Source organism: Verrucomicrobium sp. 3C (assembly GCF_000379365.1).
Taxonomy (GTDB): domain Bacteria; phylum Verrucomicrobiota; class Verrucomicrobiia; order Methylacidiphilales; family Methylacidiphilaceae; genus Methylacidimicrobium.
The window spans coordinates 232,482-232,986 of sequence record NZ_KB901877.1 but is presented as its reverse complement, the minus strand read 5'-3'; the positions used below and the strand labels follow the sequence as shown (position 1 = coordinate 232,986).

2 pseudogenes are annotated in these 505 nt (G+C 60.0%); both read right to left on the bottom strand.

Going from position 1 to position 505, the window contains the following annotated elements:
* Positions 1-221, bottom strand: a pseudogene (locus A37A_RS22100) (hypothetical protein); the annotation flags it as partial.
* 2 nt (positions 222-223) lie between these two features.
* Positions 224-505: pseudogene (locus A37A_RS20260) on the bottom strand (hypothetical protein); the annotation flags it as partial.

Sequence of the window (505 nt, the reverse complement as noted above, 5' to 3'; positions counted from 1 at the left end):
AAGTTGGCCAGCAGGTTGGCCTGACAGGAGCGGGAACCGTCTTCGCCCATCAGGACATCGCGTCGCCAATGGTTGCGGATTTCGATCCCGCCCCAATGTCCTCGGATCCAGTTCAACCATTCTTGGGGCGAATACTGATCCGGTGGCGCGCTGGAGAGGTAGTAACGGGACTCGGTGGTGGTGAGGCCGCTCTTTTTCTGCGTGCGGTGGCTGCGCACCACGATCAGGGCGCGGGCAAAGGGGAAGTTGGCGGCCAGGGGCTCGATGGGGAAGGCATGGAGTTGGCGGATTTCGACTCGGCCATGACCGATTTGGTTGTCGGTAAAAAGGGGGTGTCGCGCAAGGCGTCCAAGGCTTGAGCCTCTTGGAGCAAGCGAGGCTGGTTTCCCTTGATCCCGAACAGATAATCATCCCCTTTTTCGACGATGAGACGGGCTTGGCGCCGCTGACAATGCAATGGGTCGGCGGTGATGATTTTGCCATCCAGGGCCGGCAGCTTTTCCAG